25 protein-coding genes are annotated in these 24143 nt (G+C 60.0%); 9 read left to right on the forward strand and 16 right to left on the reverse strand.

The features are described 5' to 3' along the window. Nucleotides 1–192 precede the first annotated feature (192 nt). Nucleotides 193–2451, reverse strand: coding sequence for a molybdopterin guanine dinucleotide-containing S/N-oxide reductase (locus tag ACP3TA_RS00940; protein ID WP_149542263.1), 2259 nt, complete (start codon nt 2449–2451; stop codon nt 193–195). Nucleotides 2452–2671: 220 nt separating this feature from the next. Between ACP3TA_RS00940 and galR the strand changes: the two genes are divergently transcribed. The 3 genes from galR to ACP3TA_RS00955 all read left to right on the forward strand — a co-directional run bounded on the left by galR (nt 2672) and on the right by ACP3TA_RS00955 (nt 4502). After that, a complete protein-coding gene (gene galR, locus ACP3TA_RS00945) occupies nt 2672–3691 on the forward strand; it encodes an HTH-type transcriptional regulator GalR (protein ID WP_033644840.1) in 1020 nt (339 codons plus the stop codon). Between the two features lie 158 nt (nt 3692–3849). After that, the gene (locus ACP3TA_RS00950) at nt 3850–4194 is read left to right on the forward strand and encodes a type II toxin-antitoxin system RelE/ParE family toxin (RefSeq protein ID WP_033644839.1); all 345 of its coding nucleotides are present in this window, start codon (nt 3850–3852) and stop codon (nt 4192–4194) included. Nucleotides 4195–4199: 5 nt separating this feature from the next. Next, nucleotides 4200–4502 (forward strand): helix-turn-helix domain-containing protein, encoded by a 303-nt coding sequence (locus ACP3TA_RS00955; protein WP_038878665.1) that lies wholly within the window; start codon nt 4200–4202, stop codon nt 4500–4502. A gap of 27 nt (nt 4503–4529) precedes the next feature. Here ACP3TA_RS00955 and lysA read toward each other — a convergent pair whose 3' ends face one another. Next, on the reverse strand, nt 4530–5792 hold the full coding sequence (lysA, locus tag ACP3TA_RS00960; RefSeq protein ID WP_033644838.1) for a diaminopimelate decarboxylase: 1263 nt from the start codon (nt 5790–5792) through the stop codon (nt 4530–4532). A 133-nt stretch (nt 5793–5925) separates the two neighbouring features. Between lysA and ACP3TA_RS00965 the strand changes: the two genes are divergently transcribed. After that, nucleotides 5926–6849 carry a LysR family transcriptional regulator gene (locus tag ACP3TA_RS00965; protein WP_046687734.1) on the forward strand — a complete coding sequence of 308 codons (924 nt, stop codon included), beginning with the start codon at nt 5926–5928 and terminating at the stop codon, nt 6847–6849. Nucleotides 6850–6876: 27 nt separating this feature from the next. Here the strand turns inward: ACP3TA_RS00965 and ACP3TA_RS00970 are convergent, their stop codons facing one another. Continuing rightward, on the reverse strand, nt 6877–7785 hold the full coding sequence (locus tag ACP3TA_RS00970) for a LysR family transcriptional regulator (RefSeq protein ID WP_033644836.1): 909 nt from the start codon (nt 7783–7785) through the stop codon (nt 6877–6879). A 108-nt stretch (nt 7786–7893) separates the two neighbouring features. Here ACP3TA_RS00970 and ACP3TA_RS00975 point away from each other — a divergent pair, with 108 nt between their 5' ends. Beyond that, nucleotides 7894–8778 (forward strand): MBL fold metallo-hydrolase, encoded by an 885-nt coding sequence (locus ACP3TA_RS00975; RefSeq protein WP_047026616.1) that lies wholly within the window; start codon nt 7894–7896, stop codon nt 8776–8778. 68 nt (nt 8779–8846) lie between these two features. After that, nucleotides 8847–9494, forward strand: coding sequence for a DsbA family protein (locus tag ACP3TA_RS00980; protein ID WP_033644834.1), 648 nt, complete (start codon nt 8847–8849; stop codon nt 9492–9494). Nucleotides 9495–9522: 28 nt separating this feature from the next. Here ACP3TA_RS00980 and ACP3TA_RS00985 read toward each other — a convergent pair whose 3' ends face one another. Further along, entirely contained in the window at nt 9523–10230 is a 708-nt protein-coding gene (locus ACP3TA_RS00985) for a tetratricopeptide repeat protein (RefSeq protein ID WP_206196284.1), read from the reverse strand. Between the two features lie 205 nt (nt 10231–10435). On the opposite strand from ACP3TA_RS00985, the gene ACP3TA_RS00990 reads away from it, so the two are divergent. Further along, on the forward strand, nt 10436–12163 hold the full coding sequence (locus ACP3TA_RS00990; RefSeq protein WP_046687736.1) for an ABC transporter ATP-binding protein/permease: 1728 nt from the start codon (nt 10436–10438) through the stop codon (nt 12161–12163). 36 nt (nt 12164–12199) lie between these two features. Here ACP3TA_RS00990 and agaF read toward each other — a convergent pair whose 3' ends face one another. From agaF to agaR, 6 genes are read right to left on the reverse strand one after another with little or no spacing between them, the layout of a single operon-like run. Next, complete coding sequence (gene agaF / locus ACP3TA_RS00995; RefSeq protein WP_033644830.1) at nt 12200–12634, reverse strand: PTS galactosamine/N-acetylgalactosamine transporter subunit IIA; 435 nt, start codon at nt 12632–12634, stop codon at nt 12200–12202. 10 nt (nt 12635–12644) lie between these two features. Next, the gene (locus tag ACP3TA_RS01000) at nt 12645–13538 is read right to left on the reverse strand and encodes a PTS system mannose/fructose/sorbose family transporter subunit IID (RefSeq protein WP_033644827.1); all 894 of its coding nucleotides are present in this window, start codon (nt 13536–13538) and stop codon (nt 12645–12647) included. Next, the gene (agaW, locus tag ACP3TA_RS01005) at nt 13528–14307 is read right to left on the reverse strand and encodes a PTS N-acetylgalactosamine transporter subunit IIC (RefSeq protein ID WP_019455697.1); all 780 of its coding nucleotides are present in this window, start codon (nt 14305–14307) and stop codon (nt 13528–13530) included. Before agaW ends, ACP3TA_RS01000 begins: the two co-directional genes overlap by 11 nt. A 14-nt stretch (nt 14308–14321) precedes the next feature. After that, nucleotides 14322–14798 carry a PTS N-acetylgalactosamine transporter subunit IIB gene (gene agaV, locus ACP3TA_RS01010; protein WP_004931808.1) on the reverse strand — a complete coding sequence of 159 codons (477 nt, stop codon included), beginning with the start codon at nt 14796–14798 and terminating at the stop codon, nt 14322–14324. A gap of 1 nt (nt 14799) precedes the next feature. Then, the gene (locus tag ACP3TA_RS01015) at nt 14800–16083 is read right to left on the reverse strand and encodes a D-tagatose-bisphosphate aldolase, class II, non-catalytic subunit (RefSeq protein ID WP_206196285.1); all 1284 of its coding nucleotides are present in this window, start codon (nt 16081–16083) and stop codon (nt 14800–14802) included. A 23-nt stretch (nt 16084–16106) separates the two neighbouring features. Next, nucleotides 16107–16880 (reverse strand): transcriptional repressor AgaR, encoded by a 774-nt coding sequence (agaR, locus tag ACP3TA_RS01020; protein WP_033644822.1) that lies wholly within the window; start codon nt 16878–16880, stop codon nt 16107–16109. 503 nt (nt 16881–17383) lie between these two features. Between agaR and ACP3TA_RS01025 the strand changes: the two genes are divergently transcribed. Next, on the forward strand, nt 17384–18607 hold the full coding sequence (locus ACP3TA_RS01025; protein WP_047573842.1) for a CynX/NimT family MFS transporter: 1224 nt from the start codon (nt 17384–17386) through the stop codon (nt 18605–18607). Here the strand turns inward: ACP3TA_RS01025 and ACP3TA_RS01030 are convergent. The 3 genes from ACP3TA_RS01030 to ACP3TA_RS01040 form a co-directional block, all read right to left on the reverse strand. Further along, nucleotides 18604–18765, reverse strand: a complete 162-nt coding sequence (locus tag ACP3TA_RS01030; RefSeq protein WP_162997249.1) for a hypothetical protein — start codon at nt 18763–18765, stop codon at nt 18604–18606. The two genes, ACP3TA_RS01025 and ACP3TA_RS01030, sit on opposite strands and share 4 nt — an antisense overlap. A gap of 23 nt (nt 18766–18788) precedes the next feature. Continuing rightward, nucleotides 18789–18902, reverse strand: a complete 114-nt coding sequence (locus ACP3TA_RS01035; RefSeq protein WP_049232362.1) for a YmiA family putative membrane protein — start codon at nt 18900–18902, stop codon at nt 18789–18791. Between the two features lie 389 nt (nt 18903–19291). Continuing rightward, entirely contained in the window at nt 19292–20944 is a 1653-nt protein-coding gene (locus ACP3TA_RS01040; RefSeq protein WP_033644941.1) for a multidrug ABC transporter permease/ATP-binding protein, read from the reverse strand. A gap of 363 nt (nt 20945–21307) precedes the next feature. On the opposite strand from ACP3TA_RS01040, the gene ACP3TA_RS01045 reads away from it, so the two are divergent. Then, nucleotides 21308–21859 carry a tyrosine-type DNA invertase gene (locus tag ACP3TA_RS01045; protein WP_033644817.1) on the forward strand — a complete coding sequence of 184 codons (552 nt, stop codon included), beginning with the start codon at nt 21308–21310 and terminating at the stop codon, nt 21857–21859. Nucleotides 21860–22079: 220 nt separating this feature from the next. Here the strand turns inward: ACP3TA_RS01045 and ACP3TA_RS01050 are convergent, their stop codons facing one another. Genes ACP3TA_RS01050 through ACP3TA_RS01060 form a run of 3 tightly spaced genes read right to left on the reverse strand, consistent with a single transcriptional unit; the run spans nt 22080 to nt 24091 of the window. Further along, nucleotides 22080–22763: a response regulator transcription factor gene (locus ACP3TA_RS01050; RefSeq protein ID WP_033644816.1), complete on the reverse strand. Its 684-nt coding sequence runs from the start codon at nt 22761–22763 to the stop codon at nt 22080–22082. Nucleotides 22764–22808: 45 nt separating this feature from the next. After that, nucleotides 22809–23504: a response regulator transcription factor gene (locus ACP3TA_RS01055; RefSeq protein ID WP_042785287.1), complete on the reverse strand. Its 696-nt coding sequence runs from the start codon at nt 23502–23504 to the stop codon at nt 22809–22811. Between the two features lie 59 nt (nt 23505–23563). Beyond that, nucleotides 23564–24091 (reverse strand): fimbrial protein, encoded by a 528-nt coding sequence (locus tag ACP3TA_RS01060; protein WP_089197388.1) that lies wholly within the window; start codon nt 24089–24091, stop codon nt 23564–23566. Nucleotides 24092–24143 lie beyond the last annotated feature (52 nt).

Here is a 24143-nt window from a genome sequence, read left to right on the forward strand (position 1 = left end):
TCTGGGATCACCTACTCTAGAGAGATGGCGTGCAGGAAACTACCGGCGAATCGCAAGAGTTCTGCTCCAAATGCAACCAGCTGTAAATTTCCCACGATCTGCTGTAATAACTCAATGAAACTTAAACCTTCCCGCAGCGACGAAAATAAATATAACAACGACGAGCCAGTGACCCAGACGTGACATCTTCGCTCATCGTGCGCTGACCTCGACCAGGCAGCTCATGGCGTTCGGCCCCTGCGTCAGCGGCGAGGTGCCGATATCCAGCGTCAGCACGTTCGGGTTGCCCGCCTGCTCGACCGGCCGGCGCTGCGCGTCGAAACCCGGCTCGAACCAGGCACCGGTCGCCATCAGCACCACGCCGCGCGTCACGCCATCGGTGAGCGATACCCCCGCCAGACAGCTGCCGCGCGCGTTGCTGACCAGCACTTCGGCGCCGTCCGCCACACCGCGCGGCGCCGCATCGTCCGGATGCATGTATAAGGTTTCTCGCCCGGCGGTCTTGTTGCCCTGCGCCAGCGGCGCCGGATCCATCTGGCTATGCAGGCGATCGCTCGGCTGAATGGAGATCAGGTGCAGCGGCCAGTTTTTGGCCTGCGGCGCGCCCAGCCACTCCACCGGCGGCCGCCACTGCGGATGCGGAGCGAAATCTTCGTAGCGATAGCCGGCGATCCGCTCGCTGAACAGCTCTATCTTGCCGCTGGGCGTTTGCAGCGGGTTAGCCTGCGGATCGGCGCGGAATGCGTCAAAAAATACGAACTCTTTAGCCGGCGCGGGCAGCTCGACATAGCCCCGTTGCCAGAAGGCCTCAAACTCGGGCCAGGCGACGCCGGCGCGCTGCTGCGCTGTGCCGCATTGCCGGTAGATAGCTTCGATCCAGGCCCGCTCGTCGCGATTCTCGGTAAAGCGCTCACGATAGCCGAGACGCTCCGCCAGATCGGCGAAGATATCGAAATCGTTGCGCGCCTGATGCTGCGGCGCAATGGCCTGATGCATCGCCAACACGTAGCGATCGCGCGACGAGCCGCCGATATCGTTACGCTCCAGCGAACTGGTGACCGGCAGCACGATGTCTGCCATTTTGGCCGCCGCCGTCCACCAGATATCTTGAACGATCACCGTGTCCGGCTTCTGCCAGCCCTCCACCAGCCGATTCAACTGCTGATGATGATGGAACGGGTTGCCGCCAGCCCAGTGCACCAAATGGATATCCGGATAATGCCGCGTCTCGCCGCAAAATTGATAGGCCTCACCGGGGTGCAACAGCATGTCGCAGATGCGCGCCACCGGGATCGCCTGCCCGGCCGGATTTTCGCCTACCGGCATGGTCGGCGCAGGCGTGTCCACGCGTGGATTGCCGACGCCGTTCATCGAGCCGTGGCCGAACGAGAAACCGCCGCCCGGCAGCCCCACCTGGCCCAGCATCGCCGACAGCGCGATCATCATCCAATACGGTTGCTCCCCCCGATGCGCGCGTTGCACGGAGTAGGAACAGGTGATGAAACTGCGCACGCCGATCAGTTGCCGCGCCAGCAGCGCGATGCGCGCCGCCGGAATGCCGGTAATAGCGCTAGCCCAAACGGGGGTTTTCGCCACGCCGTCACCGGCGCCGTTCAGGTAATCCGCCAGCTGTTGATAGCCCACGCAGTGGCTGTGCAGGAAGGCTTCATCCTGCGCGTCCAGCCGCTGGATTTCGTAAGCCAGCGCCAGCATCAGCGCCACGTCGGTATTCGGCCGGATCGGGATCCATTCCGCATTGACAAACTCGGGACAATCATCGCGCATCGGGCTGATGTTGATAACCGGCGTGCCCTTGCGCGCCAGCTTTTGCAGCCAGGGCTTGAGCGCATGTTCCGCCGCGCCGCCGGAAGAGACCTGAGCGTTTTTCAGCGCCAATCCGCCAAACGCCACAAACAGCTCGCAATGCTCCACCACGCTCGGCCAACTGGTGACGCGCCCGGTCAAGGGCGAAAAAGTGCCGATCACATACGGCAGAAAGAACTGCGCCGCGCCCCAGCTGTAGTTGCCCTGCTGATCGACGCCGCCGCCGCCGCTGAAGTAGAACCGCCGCACCAGCGAGCGGGCATGGTGCAGCCGCCCGGCCGACGACCAGCCATAAGAGCCGGTAAACAACCCGGAGGCGCCGTAACGCTCGCGCACCCGGCGATTCTCTTGCGCCACCAAATCGAGCGCCAATTCCCAGTCCACCTCGACGAAATCTTCCCTGCCGCGCAGCGTACGGTCGCTGCCCTCGCGCTTTTGCAGCCACGAGCGGCGCACCGCCGGCTTGCGGATGCGTTTGTCGGAGTAGACCATCGGGACGATGGAATCGAGCAGCGGCGAAGGATCAGGATCGTCGACGAAGGGTTCACAACGGATAAGCCGGCCGTCTTCAACCACGGCGGTATAAGCGCCCCAATGGGCGAGCTGCGGATAGCGTTTAATGGACATGGCGTTCTCGGCGCAAATCGGAATGCACAGACGTTACCTCAGCCCGCCGCCAGTGCCAACGTACAAATTGCGCTATCGTTCGGTAGCAGTCGGTTATGCGTACAGACGCGAAGAGATTCTGCAACCGCCACCACAAGTTGCGCACGAGACCGCTTGCAGCCCCGGTTTTTTTCCGCAAAACTGGGGGATGTAAGCGATTACCCAGGATGTGTTGACTGATATGGCTACGATAAAGGATGTTGCCAGGCTGGCGGGTGTTTCCGTGGCCACGGTATCCCGCGTGATAAACAATTCCCCCAAGGCCAGCGAAGGGTCGCGCACTGCGGTGCAGGCCGCCATGGAACAGCTGCAGTATCACCCTAACGCCAACGCACGAGCGCTGGCGCAGCAATCCACCGAGACGCTGGGGCTGATCGTCTCCGACGTTTCCGATCCCTTCTTCGGCGCGATGGTCAAGGCGGTCGAGCAGGTGGCCTACGCCACCCACAATTTTCTGCTGATTGGCAACGGTTACCACGACGCCGAAAAAGAGCGTCAGGCGATTGAACAGCTGGTGCGGCACCGCTGCGAAGCGCTGGTGGTGCACGCCAAAAGGCTAAGCGATCAGGAACTTTTCGGCTGGATGCAACAGATCCCGGGCATGGTGCTCATCAATCGCACGCTGCCGGGGTTTGAAACGCGCTGCGTGGCGCTCGACGATCGCTACGGCGCCTGGCTGGCGACCCGACATCTGATCCAGCAAGGGCACCAGCGCATCGCCATCATCTGCTCCACTCACCAGATTTCCGACGCCACCGATCGTCTGCAAGGCTATCTCGACGCGCTGCAGGAACACGGCATTGCGGTGGATGAAAAGCTGATCGCCTACGGCGAACCGGACGAGATCGGCGGCGAACAGGCGATGACCGAATTGCTCGGCCGCGGCCGTTCGTTCTCCGCCATTACCTGCTACAACGATCCGATGGCCGCCGGCGCGCTGTCGGTGCTGAGCGATAACAGCGTCGACGTACCGGGAGAAATTTCGCTGATCGGTTTCGACGACGTGTTGATTTCGCGCTACCTGCGCCCACGCCTGACCACCATTCGCTACCCTATCGTGGCGATGGCCACCCAGGCGGCGGAGCTGGCGCTGGCGCTGGCCAACCGGCAACCGCTGCCGGAAATCACCAACATGTTCAGCCCAACGCTGGTGCGCCGCCACTCGGTCGCCACCCTCAACAACGCGCACGAACAGCCGTAATCATGCCGCCGCATGGGTGAGCCGTCACCCATGCGCTCAGATTGCGCAGCCCGCCGCATTTCTCGCTTTTGGATTTTTTCCGCTCCCTGCGTTCGTGCAGATTGTTGGCACAATAACCTTTACGCTATATAGCATAAACGCTATATTCGAAGCGCATCATGTGGCAAGTGGTGACCGTCGAACGATTCGACGACTGGTTTTTGGCGCTGAACAACGCCCAGCAAACAAGCATACTGGCGGCGATCTTCAAATTACAGACGTTCGGCCCGCAGTTGGCGCGGCCGCACGCCGATACGCTGCATTTTTCCGAAGCGGCCCGGCAGTTGAAGGAGTTGCGCGTTCAACATCGCGGGCGCCCTTTCAGGGTGTTTTTCGCCTTTGACCCACAGCGGCAAGCAGTATTGCTGTGCGGTGGCGATAAAACCGGCGACAAACGCTTTTACCAGCGCATGTTGCCCATCGCTGCCATGGAATTTTCACATTATCTGGCAACCCGGAGGTAGTGCAGATGGCCAAACCGTTATCCCAACTGATCGACAAGCTCGATCCCGCCGTCGTTGCCACAGCCAGGCAAAAAGCGGACAAGGAAATTTTCGAACTGCGGCTGGCGATGCTGAGGGAAGAGCTGGCGGTCTCTCAGGTTGAATTGGCGAAGCGGCTCGGCATCAGCCAACCCTCCGTCGCCAATTTGGAAAAGCGCGGCAGCGAAATAAAGCTGTCGTCGCTCAAACGCTATATCGAGGCGATGGGCGGCACGCTGTCGCTGGATGTGCAATTGCCCAATGGCCAGCACCGCCGCATGACGCTGTGAAGCGGGCGCAAGGCGCCCGCCCGCTTATCAGATAAGTTCCAGCGCGATCAGTTCTTCGATGGTTTGGCGGCGGCGGATCAAACGCGGCTCGCCGTTTTCGAACAGCACTTCAGGCAACAGCGGACGGCTGTTGTAGTTGGAGGACATCGATGCGCCGTAGGCGCCGGTATCGTGAAACACCAGATAATCGCCGATCTGCACCGGCGGCAGCTCGCGGGTTTCCACGCCGCCGCCCGCCTGCTGGGTGAAGACGTCGCCGGATTCGCACAGCGGCCCGGCGATCACCGTGTCGCGCAGCGGTTGTTCCGAGGTGTCGCGCCCATCGGCCGGCAACAGCGAAATATGGTGATAGCTGCCGTACATCGCCGGGCGCATCAGATCGTTAAAACCGGCATCCACCAGCACAAAGTGGCGGCTGCCCATGTCTTTTACCGCCCGCACCTCGGCCACCAATACGCCCGCCTCCGCCATCAGGAAACGTCCGGGTTCAATCTCCAACTGCACCGGGTGCCCCAGATGCGCGGCGATGCGCTCACGCGCCCGGTTCCACAAACCGAAATAGTGTTCGGTATCGATCGCCTCTTCGCCGTACTGATACGGGATAGACAGACCGCCGCCGGCGGAAATGGCGCTGATGTCATGACCGAGATCGATCACCTGCTGCACCATCGCATCGCAGACGCGCTCCAGATGCTGGTAATCGACGCCGGAGCCGATATGCATATGCACGCCGATCAGCTTCAGGCCGTAGCGGCGGATCTTCTCCACCGCCTGCGGCAGGTCGGCATACCAGATGCCGTGTTTGCTGTTCTCGCCGCCGGTGTTGGTTTTCTGGCTGTGGCCATGGCCAAACCCCGGATTAATGCGCAGCCACACCGGATGCCCCGCGGAAGCCTGGCCGAGCTGATCCAGCATATCGATGGAACCGGCGTTGACCGGGATCTTCAATGCGCTGACGCGCGCCAGCGTCGCGTGATCCAATACGTCCGCGGTAAACACGATATCGCTCGGCTCGCCGCCCGGCTGAAAACCGGCCTGCAGCGCCCGCTCGATTTCGCCGAGCGACACCGAATCCACCTTCACGCCCTGCTCGCGCATCAGGCGCAAAATATGAATGTTCGAACAGGCTTTCTGCGCGAAACGGATAGTGTCGAAGTGGCGCAGCTGAGCGATGCGCTGGCTGATGATGTCGGCATCATAAGCCCAGACCGGGCAACCGAAGCGCTGCGGCAAGGCCAGCAGGTTAGCGGCGTTCAACGCGGTGGAGGTGTCGTGCAACGGGCGTGGCATGGCGATATTCCCAATTCGAAAGTGACGGCAGATAAGCCCATAGTGCCGCACGCTGAATCGGGTGGAAAATATCTATTTAGCCGTAGTCTATTCATTTATGATATAGCTTTCTCTACAATCGAGCAGCCTCGTCATGCACAGCATCTCTTTGCGGCAGATAGAAATCTTTCGGGCGGTGATGACCACCGGCAACCTGACCGAGGCGGCGGCCCTGCTGCAAACCTCGCAACCCACCGTCAGCCGTGAGCTGGCGCGCTTTGAGAAGCTGATTCGGCTGCAGCTGTTCGATCGGGTTCGCGGGCGCTTGTCCCCCACGGTGCAGGGCCTACGGCTGTTCGAAGAGGTGCAACGCTCCTATTATGGCCTCGATCGCATCGTCAACGCCGCCGCCGGCATTCGCCAGTTTCAGCAGGCGCAGCTGTCGATCGTGTGCCTGCCGGTATTTTCCCAATCGCTGCTGCCGGCGGTGTGCCGGCCCTTTATCGAACGTTACCCGGAAGTCAGCTTCAGCGTGATCCCGCAAGAATCGCCGCTGCTGGAAGAGTGGCTGTCGGCCCAGCGCCACGATCTGGGGCTGACGGAAACCACCCTGACGCCGGCGGGCACCGAGCGGGTGACGCTGATGACGTTGAATGAAGTCTGCGTGCTGCCGACGGGTCACCCCCTGCTGGCAAAAGACCTTCTGACGCCACAGGACTTCACCGGGCAGAACTTTATCAGCCTGTCGAACACCGACAGCTATCGCCACTTGCTCGATGCGCTGTTCGCCGAGCAGGGCGTCGAGCGCCGCATGGTGATGGAAACGCACAGCGCGGCGTCAGTGTGCGCCATGGTGAGAGCCGGCGTGGGGGTCTCGATCGTCAACCCGCTGACGGCGCTCGACTATGCCGGCAGCGGCGTGCACGTGCGGCCATTCAGCATCGACGTGCCGTTCACCGTCAGCCTGATACGGCCGCTGCACCGCCCTTCATCGGCGCTGGTGACGGCCTTTATCGACCATCTGCATCAACAGGCGGCACTGTTCTCCGCCCGCCTGGCCGCCGCCGTCAGGCGCTGAAAACGGCGTGGGAATGTTGCCGCGGCCTTAGCGCAGCGTCGCCTGCCACTGCGGATCGCTGGCGAACCATTCCACCAGAAAGTCCAGCATGGTGCGCAAGGTGGCGGGCATTTGTCGGCGTGAGGTGTAGATGCCGTAGATACCCATCGATTGCGGCCGGTAACCCGGCAGCAGCTCCACCAGTTCGCCGCTGGCCAACAGCGGCGCCGCCGAATAGTAGGGCTGCAGGGAAATGCCCGCGCCCTGCACCGTACCGGCCATCAGCACCACCGATTCGTTGGCGCTCAGGTTGCCGCTGACCGCCACCGCCGATTTCACCCCCTGAGCGTCGAAATGCCACAGGCTTTTGCCGAAATAGGAATAAGTCAGGCAGTTGTGCAACGCCAGATCCTGCGGCTGGCGCGGCGTGCCGTGCGCCGCCAGATAAGCGGGCGCGGCGCACACCACCGACGCGCAGGTGGACAGCGGCCGGGCGATCAGGTTGGGATCCAGCTCATTGGTGATGCGCAGCGCCAGATCGATGCGCTCTTCCACCAGGTTCACCGCCCGGTTGTTCATCTGCAGATCGACCGCCACCTGCGGATGACGCTTCAGATACTGGGCGACGGCCCCCACCAGCGCCGTTTGTCCGAGCGATTGCGAACAGGTGATGCGCAGCAGGCCGCGCAGTTCGTCGCTCTGCCCTTCCTCCACCAGATCGATTTCCCCCGCCAGCGCCAACATTTGTCGGCAGCGCTCCAAAGTACGCTCACCGGCGTCGGTCAGACTAAGCTTACGGGTAGTACGGTGCAGTAAACGCGCCCCGGCCCATTGCTCCATCTGGGCCAGGTAGCGAGTGACCATCGCGCGCGACATCTCCAGCGTTTCCGCAGCGGCGATCATGCTGCCGCGATCGACGATGGTGACAAAAACCTCAGCGGCGGTAATGCGATCCATGATTAGTCCGATTTATGCAACGAATAATTGCTTATTATCCGGTTTTTCTATCGCTTTATGCAACCTAACATCATTACAACATTAACCGATACCTAAGGACCTCTGCCCATGTTTAAGAAATCACTGTTAACTCTGGCCTTCACCGGCGTCGCCACCCTGAGCACCTACGCCACCGCTGCCGATACCCTGACCATGGAAGTGTATAACCCGGGCGAGAAAAGCGTGTTCCCGGTGTCTTCCGAAATCGTCAGCGGCAAACACGAAGTGGCGCTGATCGACGCACAGTTCCAGCGCAACGATGCCGAAGAGCTGGTGAAAAAGATCAAGGCGACCGGCAAGAAACTGACCACCGTCTACATCAGCCACTCAGATCCGGATTTCTATTTCGGTCTGGACGTGATTAAGGCCGCTTTCCCGGAGGCGAAAATCATCGCTTCGCCTGGCACCATCAAGGACATTAACGCCACCAAAGACGGCAAAATCGCCTACTGGGGCCCAATCCTGAAAGACAACGCGCCGAAAACCGTGATCGTGCCGCAGCCGCTGCAGGGCGACAGCTTCACCATCGACGGTCAAAAAGTGGAAGTGAAAGGCCTGAACGGCCCGACTCCCGATCGCACCTTCGTGTGGATCCCGGCGCTGAAAGCGGTCGTGGGCGGCGTGGCGGTCGCCGGTGACAATATCCATCCGTGGATCGCCGATAACCAGAGCGTAGAATCGCGCCAGCACTGGCAGCAGACGCTGAAAAACATCGAAGCGCTGAAGCCGCAGGTCGTCGTGCCGGGCCACTTCCTGCCGGGTGCCGCACAGACACTGGCATCGGTGCACTTTACCCAAAAATACCTGACCACGCTGGAAGCCGAACTGCCAAAAGCCAAGGATTCCGCCGCGCTGATTGAAGCGATGAAAAAGCACTACCCGACGCTGAAAGACGAATCGAGCCTGGAACTGAGCGCGAAAGTGCTGAAAGGCGAGATGAAGTGGCCGCAATAAGCGCCCGTGCGTGATTGAACCAGCCCTGGCGCCGCGGCGGCTTGCCGCGCGCCAAGCGAGGAGTAAAAATGACCGAAACCACTCTGCATTACATTTTCGATCCGCTGTGCGGTTGGTGCTACGGCGCCGCACCGCTGGTGAAAGCGGCTCAGAGCCTCCCCGGGCTGAAGGTCGTGCCGCACGCCGGCGGCATGATGACCGGCAACAACCGCCGTCAGATTACCGACGAATGGCGCAACTACGTCATTCCGCACGACAAGCGCATCGCCGAGATGACGGGCCAGCCTTTCGGCGAAGCCTATTTCAACGGCCTGCTGCGCGACACCACGGCGGTGATGGATTCCGAGCCGCCGATCACGGCTATCCTGGCGGCGGAAAAACTGGCGGGACGCGGGCTGGACATGCTGCACCGCATTCAGCAGGCGCACTATCAGGAAGGGCGACGCATCGCCGACACGCCGGTGCTGGAAGCGTTGGCGAAAGAGCTGGGGTTGCCTTCGGCGGCGTTTATCGCCGAAATGCGCTTCAACAGCGGTGCGCCGACCGCGCAACACATCGCGGAAAGCCGGGCGCTGCTGGCCAAAGTGCAGGGCCAGGGCTTCCCGACCTTTGCGCTGCAGGATAGCGAGGGCCAGCTGCATCTGCTGCCGGCCGGCAATTATCTGGGCAATGTGGAAGCCTGGAAGAATCTGTTGGGCGCCGCCGCGCTGGCGTAACCCTTCTCGCCCCGGCCACCGGGGCGGGTCATTCGACCCGCACGAACCGCCCTTCCGCCCGCACATTGTGGCCGAACCCGCAATCCCCCCGCGTATGCATCTCCAGCGCTTGCTCGCCAAACGCCATCGTCACGTCGCAGACCTGCGCGCTTTCCGAGTCATGTTGATGGTAGACGGCCTTGCCGTGCTCAATGGGCAGCTCGGCGGTGAAGTCGCCCATGTTCGGGCCGTAATACAGCCCCATCTGCGGCATGGCGTAGCCGGAAAAATCGATCAGCCAGCGCTCGCCCTGCGGCTTCACCACCACTTCGCTCCACACCCCGCGCCCGGCGTATTGCCAGTACACGCCGCCCGGCCCCTGCGGCTGCGGCCGCTGCGCCAGGCGTTGGCGCAACAGACTCATGTTGTGCTGCGATTTGTCATCGTGCGGCGCCAGCGCCAGATAGGCCTGCGCCTTGAGCAATTCGCCGGCGTGCATCAGCGACAGCGCCACGTTGTTGTAAGCCGTGGCGACAGCCAGCTCGCTCAGACCGCAAAACTCGCTCCAGGCCGCCTGATCGCGAAAAATGTCGGCGGCTTTGGCGTAATCCTGGCGCTGATAGGCCTTTTTTCCCAGTTCGGCGTAGCTCGCCACCTTTTGGCAGTCGGCGGCGATGTCCGGCTCGTCAATGTGCGCCCAGGCCCGGGCGCTGGCGAAGACGCCGCAGGTCAGCAACAGGGGAAACCAAGCCTTCATCGTTTATCCTTTCTGCAAAAATTCGGCGCCAGTATAACCGCCCGGCGCCGGAGTGTATGCCGCAATTGCGCTCACCTGCGCGCCGCCGGCGATTCAGCCGCCTTATTTCAAACGGTTAGCGGAGTCAAAACTGCTTACAGTCGCGGTTTGTTTGTTACCGGCCCGCAGCCCATGCTGAACAAAATACCGCAATTATCGAGCCGTTATGAACGCAACCCCCTTGCAGAAACACGCCATTTGGCAGTTGATCAAACCTTTTTGGGTGTCGGAGGAACGATGGCGCGCCTGGATGATGCTGATCGCCATCGTCGTCCTGTCGCTCGGCCTGGTCTATATCAGCGTGCAGATCAACCAGTGGAACCAGGTGTTCTACGACGCGCTGCAGAACAAAAACTACCCGGTATTCAAGGCGCAGCTGTGGCGCTTTACCTATCTGGCGCTGATCTTCATCGTGCTGGCGGTCTACAAGATCTACCTGACTCAGGGGCTGCAGATGCGCTGGCGGCGCTGGATGACGGAAAGGTTCATGGGAAAATGGCTGGCGCACCAGGCGTATTACCACACCGAGCAGCAGCAGATCGTCGATAACCCCGATCAGCGTATCGCTGAAGATCTCAACGTGCTGACCCAATATACCCTGTCGCTGTCGCTCGGGCTGCTCTCCAGCCTGGTGACGCTGTTTTCCTTTATCGACATTTTATGGCACGTCAGCGGGCCGATGACCTTCGCGCTCGGGCAACACGCCATCACCTTGCCCGGCTATATGGTGTGGTTCGCGCTGCTGTATGCGGTGTTGGGATCGCTGCTGATCTGGTGGGTCGGCAAACCGCTGGTCATGCTGGGCTTCAACCAGGAACGGTATGAGGCGAACTTCCGTTTCGGCCTGATCCGCATCCGCGAAAACAACGACGCCATTGCGCTGTACCACGGCGAACCGCGCGAGGCGCAGCAGTTGGGCGACCGTTTCGACACCATTCGCAGCAACTGGTGGGCGATCATGCGCATCACCCGGCGGCTCAACATCGCCACCAACTTCTACGGCCAGTTCGCCATCGTGTTTCCCCTGCTGGTGGCGGCGCCGCGCTACTTCTCCGGCGCCATCCAGATGGGCGGCCTGATGCAGATCGCCTCGGCCTTCGGCCAGGTGCAGGGCGCGCTGTCGTGGTTTATCGACGCATTTAACGATTTGGCGACCTGGAAAGCCTGCGTTAACCGTCTGGCCGGCTTCAACGCCGCCGTCGATCAGGTTCACCATCAGCCGCGCGGCATTCAACTGCGGGAGGAGACCGCCCATCCGTTAACGCTGGACAACCTCAGCCTGCACTTGCCCGACGGCCAGCCGCTGCTGACCGGCGCCGAGATGACGCTGCAACGCGGCGATCGCCTGCTGATCGTCGGGCCTTCCGGCTGCGGCAAGTCGACGCTGCTGCGCGCCATCGCCGGTATCTGGCCTTACGGCGCGGGCGCCATCGGGGTAGAGGGCAACGCCAACATGCTGTTCCTGCCGCAGCGCAGCTACATTCCGATCGGCACGCTGCGCGAAGCGCTGAGCTACCCGAGCCTGGCGTCGGAATACAGCGACGCGCAGCTGATGCGGGTGCTGGAAAACTGCCGCCTGAAGCACCTGCAGCGCTGGCTGGACACCTCCGCCAACTGGAGCCATCGCCTGTCGCCGGGCGAGCAACAGCGGCTAGCCTTCGCCCGCGCCCTGTTGATTCGCCCGAGCATCCTGTTCCTCGACGAGGCCACCAGCGCGCTGGACGACGAAACCGAGCAACTGATGTACTGCCTGCTGGTGGATGAACTGCCGGACGTGACGCTGGTCAGCGTGGCGCACCGCAACAGCGTGGCGAAATACCACCAGACCTGCTGGCGCTTCAGCCGCGGCGAAGACCAACCGGCGCGTCTGGCGCTGAGCCCGTTGCCGGCCTAACTCACGTAGCCGGGCGCGCCCGCGCCCGGTTTTCGTTCAGATGCCGTCGGCCTGCGCGTCTTCGCACTTCACTCGGCGGCGTTCATGCCACAGGCTGGTCAGGCCGCGTTTACCGCACGCCAGCGCCACCTCGCGAAATTCATCCAGGCTCAGTCCGTCACGTTCCAGCATCATTTCCGCCGCCAGCTGCATGTTGACGCCGGTCAGCACTTCGCAATCACCCCGCGCATCCGCCAGTTCACAGGCGCTGCGAAACGGCGAACCGCCGAGCATGTCGGTCAGGAACACCACGCCGTCCGGCTGCGCCACCGCGACCAGCGCCGAGCGTAAGGCGTCCCTGAGCTGCGCGGTGCTCATCTGTTCGGGGAAATCGACCGCCGCGCAATGTCGCTGCGGCCCCACCACCTGTTCCACCGCCTGCAGCAGCCCGGAGGCAAAGCCGCCGTGGCCGGTAATCACAATGCCTGGCATATCCCGCTCCTCATAAAATGCCGATAAATTTGCCCGCCACGCCGATCGCTACCGTGACGCCAATCAGCTTCACCGGCGAGAATCCGCGCTTCATCAGGAAGAAAATGAGCAGCGTGAAGCACAGCGGCAGCAAGTTGGGCATCAACTTGTCCAGCACGTCGGTCTGCAGCGCCACGCTGGCCTTGCCGGCATGCATCACCAGCGGCGTGGACAGGTGCACGTACGAGGCCACCAGCGCGCCGATCACCGTCATGCCGACAATGGAAGCGGCGTGAGAAATGCGCCGGGTATGGGTCTTCAGCAGCGCCAGCGCGCTGGTGCCGGCCTGATAGCCGTAGTGCGCCAGCCCAAAACGCAGGCCGAAGTGGAACAGGTTGAACAGCAGCAGGAAGACGATCGGCCCGAACAGGCTGCCCTCCAATGCCAGCGAAGCGCCTATGCCGGCGCAGATTGGCAACAGCGTCAGCCAAAACAGCGCGTCGCCGATACCGCCAAGCGGCCCCATCAGCGCCACTTTCACCGCGCGAATGGTGGAGATCTTTTCCTTGTTCTGCTCCATCGCCAGCACCAGGCCGGACAGGAAGGTGACGTCGAACGGATGCACGTTGATAAATTCCATGTGCATCTTCATCGAGTTGGCCAGATCCTGCGGGTTGCGGTGGATCTTGCGCAGCGCGGGGATCAGCTGATACAGCCAGCCGCCCGCCTGCATGCGCTCGTAGTTGAACGACGCCTGCAGCAGCAGCGAACGCCAGGCCATGCGATTGATGTCGCCGCGCGTCAGCGCTTCGGCGGGCCGGCTGTCCAGATAGTCGTCCTGCTCCACCTGGCTGGTGGCCAGCGCCTGCGCCATACGCTGCTCGGCCTTTTGCGCCAGCAGATCGTCGGAATCGTTAAATGCCATCTTCGGCGTCCTCCTGCGGAGCGGGCCGGGCCGTCGCCTCTGCCGCGCCGCGTTGCGTGTTGAAGAAATCAATCAAAGCGATCGCCAGGGCGCCCAGCGCCACCGCCAGGATCGGCAGCTTGAGAAACGTGACCGAGATGAAACCGAGGATAAAATAGGCTACGTAGGTTTTTTTCATCATCACCTTCATCAGCAGCGAGAAACCGATCGCCGGCATCATGCCGCCCGCCACCGCCAACCCGTCCAGCAGCCAGCCTGGCGCCTTCTGCACCATGGCGCTGGCCGCATCGGCGCCGAAGTAAATCGGCAGGAATGCCACCACGAAATAGAAGATGAACAGGATGCTGATGCCGAGATAGTTCACCCGTTCGATGCCGCGCCAGTTCAGCTCCTTCACCATGCGATCGCAGCGGTGCATCATCGGCGAGAACAGCGTAAACAGCAGCGTAATGCAGCCCTGCACCGCAATCGAGAACGGTACCGCCACGCCGATCGCCACTTTCGGGTCGGCCTTGGTCAGAATGGCGAACGCGGTGCCGATCACCCCGCCGATCACCACGTTAGGCGGTTGGGCTCCCGCCAACGGCACCATCCCCATCCACACCAGCTCCAGCGTGCCACCCACCAGCAACCCGGTATAGACATCGCCCAAAATCAGCCCCACCAGCGGCCCCATCACTACCGGCCGGTGGAAGTGGGTCAGACCGTCGAACAGGTCAACCCCCGCCAGCCCGGCCAACAGCGCAATCAATAACGCATCCGTCAACATGCTTTCCCCCTGGCTCAAAAGAGCAGTTTGCCGATCGCCTCACCCGCTTCATCCGGCACCCGTCGCACTTCGCACTCCACGCCCAGTTCCGCCAGCGCGCGGAACGCGGCCACGTCGCCGTCGTCCAGCGACACCGTTTTGTGCACCTGCCGCTTCCCCTCGGCGAAGTGCATATTGCCGACGTTGACGAAACGGATCGGCACCCCGCCGCGCACCAGCGTCAACACGTCCTGCGGCGTTTTGCACACCAGAAAGATCTTCTGCCGATCCGCCGCCTTGTGGATCACGTCAATGGTTTTCTGCAGCGTGAAATAACGGGTCTGCACCCCTTCCGCCACCACCATGTCCATCAGGTTCTGCTGCACCGGATCGGCGGCGGCCTCGTCGTTGGCCACCACCACCAGGTTGGCGCCGAGGGTATTGGTCCAGGTCACGCCCACCTGGCCGTGCACCAGGCGATTGTCGATGCGGGTCATTAAAATGTTCGGCATGCTAGCGGCCCTCCGGGTAACAGGCGGCGTGGTAATCGTCGAGTACCTGCGTCACTTTATGCAGCACCCACTCCTGCGGATCGGCGCTCAATTCGCCGGCGTTCAGCGCCCGCGCCTGATCCGGCAGGTACTGGCTGAGCAGCGCCAACGGCGCCGGGCTGCGGCGCAGGTTGTCCAGCAAACCGTCGACCGCCTGCTGCACCTGCGGCTGCGGCCAGTAGTAACGCACCCGATCGCTCAGGCTGTAGTGGCGATCGAGATACTGCTGGTGCGGCGTACCGTGGTAGTAGCGGCTCCACTGCTGCGGCTGCTCGCGCATCACCTGCTCCAGCGTGGCGCGCAGCTGCGACGACTGGCGTTCCCCCAGCCATTCACGCTCGATGCGATCGAGAGCGAACAGCGCTTCTCGCAGCGCAAAGGTCAGCGCCGGCCCCACCTTCAGGATGGCGAAGTGATCGCGCACCAACTGGCGATAGGCCTGCGGCGGTTGGTAATCCGTAGAGTGCGCTTCATAGATCATGCCCGGCTGCCGTTCGATGAAATGGCTCAATGCGTCGGCGCGCTGCGGCTGATAACGTTCGACGCTGTGGTGATCGAACTCGACGCCCGGCTGTACCACCAGCGCAATGGTTCGCTGCCAGGCATCGTTCAGCTCGGCTTTTTGCCAGGCGATACGGTGCATTTCCAGCGTTTGCGCCACCGCCTGCGGCGCGGTGACCTGCAGGCCCGCCAACGCCTCCTGCGCGCCGCCCGGCACCGGCACCTCGGTGCCGATCACATAGACCGGCGCTTCGCCGCCGCTCTGCGCCCAGGCGCGTTCCGCCACCGCGCACAGGCGTGCCGCACGCTCGGCGACCGCCGCATCCCCCAGGGGCGAGGGATCGCCGGCGCACGACATGGAACAATCGAGATGAATTTTGCGAAATCCGGCGCGAACGTAATCGTCGATCAACGTTTCCGCCAGCGCCATCGCTTCCTGAGCCGGGCGATCCTGCCAGGCGTTCGGCCCCAGATGATCGCCGCCCAGCCACACGCGCTCGCGCGCCAGGCCAACCTCATCCGCCAGACGCCAAAGCGCATCGCGGAACTGGGCCGCCGTTTGGCCGGTATAGCCGCCGAACTGATTGACCTGGTTGGAGGTCGCTTCCACCAACACCGGCGTGCCGCGGCTTTTAGCCTGCCGCAGCGCGGCCTCCAGAACCCAGGGATGGGCGGAACAGACGGAAAAAATCCCGACCGGCATACCGGCCTTGTGCTGCTCGACAAGCTGTAACAACTGCTGCATGAAGCCCCCATGCAGGCGCCGTGCTACCGATCGGCGATGATGACCTCCACGCCCAGCTCGGTTAACGCCCGCTCGTAATCGTCCGGAAGACGGCTGTCAGTGATCAGCCGATGGATTTGTCCGGCTTCGCGAATCATGCAAAAGCTCTTGCGACCGAATTTGCTGGCATCCGCCACCGCGATAATCTCGCGCGCCACCTCGCACATCACGCGATTGAGGTGCGCTTCACCGGGGTGAGGCGTGGTGATGCCGGCGCTCAGATCGAACCCGTCGACGCCCAAAAACAGCTTGTCGAAGCGGTACTGACGCAATTGCTGCTCGGCAGCCGGACCGTAGAGCGAGTAAGAGTTGCGGCGCACGCTGCCCCCCAGCACCATGACTTCCACCCCGTCGTTTCCCGAAAGCTCATAGGCAATGTTCAGCGCGTTGGTCATCACCACCAGATCGCGCCGCCCCTTCAGGAACGGCACAATCTGCGCGGTGGTTGAACCGGAATCGAGGATCAGCGCCTCGCCGTCGCGCACATAGCCGGCCGCCGCGTTGGCGATCAGCGTTTTGACATCGCGATTCAACCGCCCTTTGTCCCGCAGCGGCCGATCGAAAGCGAATTGCTGATTGAGCATTGCGCCGCCGTAAGCGCGCAGCGCACACCCTTTTCGTTCCAGAAAGCGCAGATCGTTGCGGATCGTCACCGTGGATACTGCAAACTGTTTGCTGAGCTGTTCCACACGCACGCTGCCGTGCTCGCATAACAGATCGATGATGTGTTCACGTCGCTTTGCGGTATTCACTGGCATGAGCTGCGGTCCTCAGGTTTCCGGTATCGCCGGGGAGAAGATGGCTTTCGCTCTACTGCGCTGGCATTACAGCAAAGCGAAAGCAATGAAATTGTGATCGGGCTTACAGCCCCGTTTTAGCAAAAAAACCGCCAAAAAACCTTTCGAATCGAAACGAATCGAAAAGCCAAAAAATGGAATGGGAGAAAAATGAAATGCCATGACGAGCATGAGCGCCGGAGAGCAGCCGCACCGGCGGCGGCAGAAGTGAAAGCGCTGCAGACCCCGTCCTGCACTATGACTTTTAGTTCGCTAAGTGATCAGGATCACATAATGGTAATTATCCTGCGGCCGGTGGGGGTCAGCCCTCTCCATCCCGCCGGGCCATCCCCTTGTCAGCACGAGCCATCTTCCCTACACTTGCGATCAGATATCGGCTCCTTGTCGGTACGTAAGCGTTAACGTCAATCAACGCATCACGCCATGCAGCGCTGATTGTCTGCATGCCCTGGTGCGAGGAACTCATGCCGCAACCCGCTTCATCTTCATCATCATCCATCGCGACCCCGCGTCGCCGTTTGCATCGCCCTGCTCTGCTGATCGTTGGCATCATGCTGATCGCGGCTAACCTGCGTGCCGCCCTCACCAGCGTCGGCCCGCTGCTGGAACAGATTCAGCAACAGCTGGCGTTGTCCGCCACCGCCGCCGGCCTGATCAACTCGCTGCCGCTGATCCTGTTCGCCGTCCTCTCGCCACTCACCCCGGCGCTGGCGAAACGCTTCGGAATCGAACGCACCCTGGGCTTCGCCCTCGCACTGCTGGTTTGCGGCATCGCGCTGCGTTCCCTGCCGCAAGACGCCATGCTGTGGCTGGGAAGCGTTCTGATCGGCGCCGCCATCGCCTTCGCCAATGTGGTGCTGCCAACGCTGGTGAAAAGAGATTTTCCTCATCGCGCCGCCGCGATGATAGCGGCCTATGCGGCGGTGATGTCACTGGTCGCCGCCATCGCCTCCGGTCTGGCGGTACCGCTGGCTTCCCTGGCCGATCTCGGCTGGCGCTTCTCCTTGCTGTGCTGGGGATTACCTGCGCTGTTGGCGCTGTTGATCTGGTTGCCGCAGCTGCGGCGCACAGCCACACCCGCAGCCAAAGAGCCACAATCGGCAGAGCCGCAACGCTATCGCTCTCCCTGGGGCAGCGCGCTGGGCTGGCAAGTGGCGATGTTCATGGGGCTGCAATCGATCGCCTTCTACACCATTATCGGCTGGTTCAGCGCCTTTGCCGTCAGCCACGGCGCCTCAGCCCAGCAGGCGGGCTTCGAGCTGTTCGTTTATCAGGTGGTGGCGATCGTCGCCAACTTTGTCATGGTGGTGATTTTGCCGCGGGCGCGCGATCAGCGGGCGATAGCGCTGGGCAGTTCTCTGCTGATCTTTATCGGCGTCGGGGGATTATTGGTGCAACCCGCCAGTTCACTGGTGTGGCTGACGTTTGCCGGGTTGGGAGCGGGGAGTTCGCTGGTGCTGGCGCTGTCGTTCTTTGGATTGCGCAGTCAGCATCATCATCAGGCGACGCTGCTGTCGGGCATGGCGCAATCCGTCGGTTATCTGTTGGCGGCGCTGGGGCCCACCTTATTCGGCCTGTTGCACGATCTGACGGAAGGCTGGCGCTGGCCGTTGATCGCTCTGCTATGCCTGACCGTCTTGCAAATGCTGTTCGGCGCGCTGGCCGGCCGCAGCCGCGTGATCGGCTAACGTCGCTGAACGATGGGCCGCGCCGCTTCGGGAGCGGTATCCTGCCATAAATCTTCAATAAAGGCGCGCTGCTCATCGCTCAGCCCCCATGAAGGCGGAATTTTTGACTGCGCGCGACGCTGAACGCCCTCACGGTTTTTAGCCTGCTTCTTGTTCACGAATCGTCTTCCTGCTTAACCTGCTAACTCAGTAACCAGTAAATCACGGCAGCGGTTAGCAGCCAGAACAGCCCGCTACCGATAAACACACACAGCCATGCTCTACGTTTGATATCAGATCCATCCTTGCTCACCACAGCGCCCTCAACCAATAGATTAAACCATTCAAAAACCAATTATCGATCTGTTTTAACGATCGATAAAGTCGTTTTTTCCTATGGATATTTAAAAAACAGCTGCTAGCCATAGACCTGCATTACCGCCTTAGTAAGAACGGCACCGTGGATATCACTGTTATCGGCAGGCGAGAACGTGTTTTGATAGGCGAACGAATGCGCAGTGTGCCACACCTTTAAAGGTCAAAATTAAACCACCGGTAAATAATTCAAACATCAATTATTTGACTGGTCGTAAGCCAAATCGGCAGCAGACAGCATTGGAGGAGCGAGAGAAAATGAAGCGACGCACTGAAATAATGCGCGGGAGAAGCGCCGGCCCGTTTTGGTCTGGCACGGGCCGGCGTAAGTTAACCGATTCTGCTGACGGAATCCCGGCTGGCGTGTTCACGCTCGCTGCCGGTCAACTCGCGTAAATGGCCTGAGCGCATCTCCAGCAACCGATCGGCGTGTTCGAAATAGTGATCGTCATGGCTGATGGCGAACACCGTTTTGCCTAACGCGCGCAGCGCCGGCAACAGTTCGCGATAGAAAATGCGCCGGAACTGCGGATCCTGATCAGCGGCCCATTCATCCAACAGCAAAATATCGCGTTGTTCCGCCACCGCCAGCAACAGGGCCAGACGTTTGCGCTGCCCCTGCGACAGTTGCGGGTTGGTCACTCTGGCGCCGTCGAACTGCAATTTGCTTTTCATATTCAACCGTTCAAGCCAATGCGCGACCAGCGCCGTATCAGGTTCGCCGCCTTCCGGTCCTTGTAAACGATCGAACTGATGAAAATCGGTGAAAATCGCTGAAAACAGCCGGCGATAGTCCGGCATATCCGCCGCGGTCTGTGCGACACCATCCAGAACGATGTGCCCGCTTACCGGCCGATACAATCCGGTCAACAGCATCGCCAGCGTTGACTTGCCGCTGCCGTTGCCGCCGATAAGAAACACCAGCTCACCGCGCCGCAGCGTCAGATTAAGCGGCCCGACGGTAAAACCGGGCTGTTGTTCCGCATCTGCATAGTGAAAAACCACGTCGCGCAGCTCCAGCGTCTGCCAGGAACGGCCAACGGCGGCTGGAAACCCCGGCTGATACTCGGCCAGACGCAGCGCTTTCAGCTTGTTGAAGGCCACTTCGGCGCCGACCAGCGTCGGAAACGCCCCCACGGCCTGCAGTAAGGGCGTGCGCAAGAACAGCAGCGTCAGCGAGTAGGTCGCGGCCACCGTCGAGTCCGCCCATCCCAAACTGTTGGCCATAAAGAACACCAGCCCGATCGCCCCTAACATCATGATGTTAGACCAGTTGAGCGCACTCAAATGGAAGGTATCGGCGCGAATGATATGGTAGCGATAGGCTTGCGCGTCGGGCTGATAGGCCTGCTCGTATAACGCCTGCGCCCGTTTGCGGTTCAACGTCAGTTCCTTACGGCCGTCAATCACCGATTCATAACGATGATAGAGACGCTCTTCTGACTCGCGCAAACTGGCCATATGGCGATAAACCCGTGACACCAGGCAGCCGCTACCCACCACGGTCACCGCCACCCAAACCGCCGTGACCGCCAGCATTTTCGGCGATAACCACCCCAGATAGGCCGCTGCCCCCAGGGTCAAAATCACCCCTTGCACCAATTCGGGCAAGCGCACGAAGGCGATGGTGATATTGCGGATGTCACTGGACAGACTGGCCAGCAATGAGGCGCTGCCTAACTGTTCGAGGCGCTCGATCTCGGTATCCAGAATGCGCTTCACCAGTTGCCCACGCAATCGATAGACGAAGTAATGGCCCAATGTGGTCAGCGCCAGTTGCGAACCCAACGTGACCGCTATCAACAATGCCAGCAGGGCGAGAAACATCGGCAACACGGCCAATGGGTTGCCGCTGGCGTCCATCAGATATTGATTGATAAAAGCAATGATACCGATGCCTAAACCGGCGCTGGCCATGGTCAATGCCATAACCGCCAGAAATGGCCAACGATACTGCCGATAAACCACCCGTAGCAGTTCCATGAACAAACCTCTGAAATCGCGATCTGGCAGGCATTGTAAGCGGCGCGAGAATGAGATCAAGACGAATTCTCATCACAGCTTATCAAGCACTGGTCGGGGGAGAGGCGTTGCCGCCTGCCGGCGGCCAATTCGCAGCATGGTTCACTCTGGGCGCTAAATATTCGCCAATTAAATAAGCCGCTAAAAAAATAGATCTATAAAATCAAAATTCATTCACTAAAAAAATAACAAAAAGAAAAAGATAAAATAAACCCATGCATTAGCAAATAAAATTATTTATTTCCTTTGCCGCCTATTATGTTCCAATGCTTTAATAAAACTTCATGATGGAAATCGCCAGTACCAGATACGCAGGAAAGGAAAATGAAAAAAAGGAAATTCCTTAGCCAGATTGAAATTGAACAACTGATTGCCGCCGTGCATGAGGGTAAAAATAGCATTCGAGATCGTTGTTTACTATTAATGTGCTTCATTCACGGCTTGCGGGTGAGCGAACTGCGATCATTACGCCTGCAAGATATTGATCTTACCTCCCATCGGATCCATATATCTCGGCTAAAGAACGGTTTTTCCGTTCAACACCCCATTCAGCCGCGAGAACGACAGGCGCTGTTAAACTGGCTGGCCCAGCGGGCGAACTATCCTGACGCCAATTCCCCATGGTTATTTCTGTCGCGCCACGGCGGGCAAATTTCACGTCAGCAACTGTATCGCCTAATGAGAATGTACGGTGAAATGGCCGGCATTAGCGTTCAGGTTCATCCTCACATGCTGCGACACTCCTGCGGTTACGCGCTTGCAGATAACGGGGTCGATACGCGCTTGATTCAGGATTATTTAGGGCACAAAAATATCCAGAATACGGTGATCTACACCGCAACCAATGTAGAGCGATTCCGCACGATCAGCATTTAATCTTACGATGGAAATAACGATGCAGGCGCTCATCTTCTTTTAACATGCGCATCGAGTAAGGTAAAAATATCGGATGGGAAAATGCAGCCCGGCACGCCAACAACGGTCTAATTCAGCACTATTCCAACGCCGAGCTGCTTTCATCCACCCGCCCAGGGGAACACTTGTTTGATTGTTTTTTCAACGCCTATGCTACCGGCTTATACCCTACCATTAACGATTAAGTCCCCTTTGACCACTTCCCGCCAAATTGTCGCGTAATATTGCCGTGCAATGAAAATAGTTCGCTGTCATTCTTCACCTGCAGTTTGCGCATGGCGCTGCATTTATGCGCGCTGATCGTCTTGATGCTGCGGCGTTGCAATTCGGCAATTTGCCGCAGGCTCATGCCGTTGAACAAAAAGGCCAACACATCAGTCTCGCAGCGAGTCAGCTTCCGAGTGGCCACCTCATCTGCGCTAACCGAGGGGGCCAGAAAAGTCCCTATCTGTGGGCTCAACACTCGCTCCCCAAGCAAGACCCGATTAAAAAACTCCGCCACCAGCGGTAAAGCGTCATCTCTGGCGACGATGCTGACATTGGGCTGAGGCAACAATCGCCCTAACTCTTCTGCATTACGGCAACGGGTATAGGCAATCACCCGTAATTCGGGCAGTTGCGTGCACAGGGCCAGCAACGCTTCCCTGCCCTTAGCGGGCGTCTCATCTTCACCGTCCAGTTCGGTAATCAGCACGTCGGCCTGCTGATAGACCACGCTATCCACCACCGCACGTACGCTGGTTTCCTTTACGACGACTTTTACCTGGGTTGGCAGCGTTTTTAAAAAACTGGCCAACCCTTCCAGCGTCAATGGACATCTGTCCATTAATGCTATGTTCAGCGGTTGCTGACGCCATAAATGCATAATCTGCTCCTATGCTTGCTTGCCCACGAGACCTCGTGCGCTTGCCTAGCGAACCAAGGATGAACCTTGCGCAGCCATCCATTTCCCCTGAAGATACAGTTCCCCATCGCTGTGAAACCCCAGCTTCAACATCGCATTGCGTTTATGGGTGCTGACGGTGCGGATATCACGGCACATGGTCAGCGCCACGCTGGTCACGCTCTTACCGGAAAACAGTTGGGTCAACACATCCAGTTCCTTCGCCGTCAGCGGTTTATCGGCGCCAGCCTCATGCAATTGACGTTGGCGTACCCGGTGGCTGAAGCTGCAACTGCCTGTCAGGACTTGCTGAACACAGTGGGTCAATGCAATAGCCGGTTCCTGCTTCAGCATCAGGCCGCGAATACCGGAAGCGATGAGCTGCCGCAACAGCCTCGGTTCATCCAATGCCGTACAGATGACAATCGCGGTGTCCGGCGAGTTTTCCCGCACCTCAGCGATCAGCTTGAATCCCTCCAATACCGACTCTGATTGACCACACAGCTCCATCACCAATAAACGATGCGGATGCTCAGTCAATAAGGCTCTCAGTTCCACCAGATTTGCCACCTGCCGAATGTTGCCAGGTTGGAGACCACAGGATTCAATCAACCGGTTTCTCATCCCCAGAGCCGTCATGGCGCAGGGTTCCATGACAGCCACGGCACCCGCCGCTTCATTGCCCGCCGCCAAGGCCATTCCATTGGGATAATTGATTTTCATATCATCACCTTAACTCTGTCGTTAACCTTCCGCCCACGCCGGTCCTTTTGTCCCATTGCCTACTGATAGACAAAAGTGACCTGCAGAGCGCCGTCTATTGAACCTGGCGTCGATCCGCCATGGGTGCTGTATGCCCGCGCACGTAAATCGAATCTGGCATTATTCGTCGCGCGATCCACCAGTTGCGTCATGCTCTTGCCATTGCCCAGGTTGGCCCCTTGGCTATTCTGCAACTCAATTTGCACCCGACGAGAGCCGCCGTTGCTCTTGTACAAGCTGGCGCTTTCCTCGGCGGGCGTCCCGCTGAAGGTCGCGACGACAGAGGTGGTGGTGCTTGGGCAGTTTTTTAACGTCAGAGGAAACTCTATCCAGGGGCTGAAAGCCCCGGACGTCGCCAGGGTAGCAGCGGAAATATCGTCTCCCAAATTGACGGACACAGTGCCGTTCGCACCGTCGATTTCGCAGGGGGCGGCTTTAATGTTGCCGCTAATCACTATTTTCGATACCGCGAGCGCCGCCGGTACGGTCAAAAGCAACGCGCCGGTCAGCGCCAGGTTGCAGCCAAAACGATTACACATTTTCACCATAATCTGCTCCTTGTCGTTAAACGCAGGGGCCCGTCAGCCCGCTGCCGTTGAA

The organism is Serratia sp. 2C06 (genome assembly GCF_050037615.1).
In the GTDB taxonomy this organism is placed as follows: Bacteria; Pseudomonadota; Gammaproteobacteria; order Enterobacterales; family Enterobacteriaceae; genus Serratia; species Serratia ureilytica.